This window comes from Gordonibacter pamelaeae 7-10-1-b (assembly GCF_000210055.1).
GTDB lineage: Bacteria > Actinomycetota > Coriobacteriia > Coriobacteriales > Eggerthellaceae > Gordonibacter > Gordonibacter pamelaeae.
The window spans coordinates 314,265-316,111 of record NC_021021.1 but is presented as its reverse complement, the minus strand read 5'-3'; the positions used below and the strand labels follow the sequence as shown (position 1 = coordinate 316,111).

Below are 1,847 nucleotides of genomic sequence, written 5' to 3'. Positions count from 1 at the left end.
ACGCCGCGAACAACGCCAAGCTGCTCGCGGCGCTGGGCAACGTGCCGGACGCCGAGCGCGCCGCCCGCTTCGCAAGCACGCTCGTGTTCGTGGACGAGGACGGTTCGGAGATCGTGGCGGAGGGTACGGTCGAGGGCCGCATCGGGCACGAGGGACGGGGAAGCGAGGGCTTCGGCTACGACCCGCTGTTCCTGCCGGACGTGTTCGGCGGCGCCCGCACGCTCGCCGAGGTCGACCGCGACGAGAAGAACGCCGTGTCCCACCGCGGCAACGCCCTGCGCCAACTGCGCGCCAAGCTCCAGGAAGCCGGCGGCGCCAACGCCTAGAGCGATGCTAAACTCGCCTGTTCGGCAACGTCGACGCGGGCTTCGGCGCACGGGGCGCGCCGTCCGCTTCGTGTCGCGCGGCCTCTTTCCGCCTCCTGAGCTGAGTGAGCTTGGGGGCGTAGGGACGCGTAGCAAATACCGGAAACGCTGATGAAGCCGCCCTCGCCACGATGGCGGCTTCTGCTATAATAGCCCCTGCCGTTTCGGCGTCGGGGCGTGGCGCAGCTTGGTAGCGCGCCTGCTTTGGGAGCAGGATGTCGCAGGTTCAAATCCTGTCGCCCCGACCACTGAAAGACTGCTGTCATGGTTTGAAATCAAGCGAGGGCCCAGCTTCTTTGGCTATTGGCATTTGAAGGGGGCTGGTGCTGATCATGTATCATGGTCGGGTCGGCTTGCGAGCGGAGGGGGCGAAACGGTGGTCTCGGTCTATGCGGAAAAGAAGCTCCAGAGTTCTTTTAGCGGGGTTCCCTATGCGATAGCCGCCGCGATCTTCCTGGTCATAGGGGTGTCGGCTTTCGTGTCGTTCCTTGCGAGCGCATTGGGCGCCGGGCCGTCCGGCTACGACCTGGACGACGGTATCGTCGCGCTCGTCGCCTTCGTGGTTCCCGGCGCGTACTTTGCGTACCGTTGGCGTGCTGAGAGGGCCAAGCGCAACTTGTTCAAAAGCTACGTGTTCGCGATCGATGATGTGGAAACGCCCCTAATAGACCTCGCGGCGCTTGTTGGGCGCTCCCTGAATGAGACGGACCGTGACCTACGTGAGCTCATCGGCGAGGGTTGGTATCCGGGCGCGTACGTCGACCGTGGCAATTATATGTTCGTGCGCTCTCTGGAAACGGAGGCGAAGGCGTTCGGTGGTCAAGGCCCTTTGCCTCCTGCCAGCGTGACGACGGCGGGAGGCTCGCCCCGTCGTGCAAGCGTGCGAAAAACGTACAAACCCCTTGATCCTGAAATAGCCGATATCGTCCTCCAGTGTCCGCAGTGCGGCGAGCTGAACTACCGAACCCCGAACTTGGAAGCGTGCGAGTTCTGCGGTGCGGACTTGCGGGGGCTCCAGGATGGCCGTTAGCAGGAAAGATCTGTATCTCTTCAATCCGGGTGCGGTGCGCCGCGGCATCGGACTCATGCTGCTGTTTCTCGGCTCGCTTCACGTCTTCGTTGCCGTGCTCGTGGGTCTCGGCGTCCTCGAAACCACGATCACCTTCCAAGAGAGAATGGCGAGCTGCGCGGCATGCCTCATCGCTGGCTCGGCATGCCTTGCATGGGGTCGAAGCCGACGGCGATGGTTCCGCCTAGCGCGAGAGTACGACGGGCTTGTCGGCGACGGCTCCGATATCGCCGAAATCTCTTCGCGCAAGGGAACTTCTGCCGCCGAGGTCGTCGACGATCTCGGCAGGCTGAAGAAGAAGGGGCTCCTTCCCGATTGCGCCGTCGACTACGACACGGGTGAGGTGCGCCGTCACCCCAGCCCCTGGTCCACGTCGAAGTAGCCCTTCCAGGGGTCGGGGGAGGCGGCGCGGG

Annotated in this window: 3 protein-coding genes and 1 tRNA gene; all 4 read left to right on the top strand. The window is 64.2% G+C overall.

Translation table 11 applies throughout. The features are described 5' to 3' along the window. The coding region (locus tag GPA_RS01400; protein ID WP_041238753.1) for a non-canonical purine NTP pyrophosphatase at positions 1-326 on the top strand (326 nt) is incomplete at its 5' end. Positions 327-536: 210 nt separating this feature from the next. Beyond that, a tRNA-Pro gene (locus GPA_RS01395) sits at positions 537-613 on the top strand. 128 nt (positions 614-741) lie between these two features. Continuing rightward, positions 742-1,395 (top strand): hypothetical protein, encoded by a 654-nt coding sequence (locus GPA_RS01390; protein ID WP_041238752.1) that lies wholly within the window; start codon positions 742-744, stop codon positions 1,393-1,395. After that, entirely contained in the window at positions 1,385-1,816 is a 432-nt protein-coding gene (locus tag GPA_RS18660) for a hypothetical protein (protein WP_015538728.1), read from the top strand. Before GPA_RS01390 ends, GPA_RS18660 begins: the two co-directional genes overlap by 11 nt. The last annotated feature ends 31 nt before the right edge of the window (positions 1,817-1,847 follow it).

Excerpts from the sequence above, each read along its gene's own strand:
- GPA_RS18660 (WP_015538728.1), top strand. The coding sequence starts at position 1,385 with ATGGCCGTTAGCAGGAAAGATCTGTATCTCTTCAATCCGGGTGCGGTG.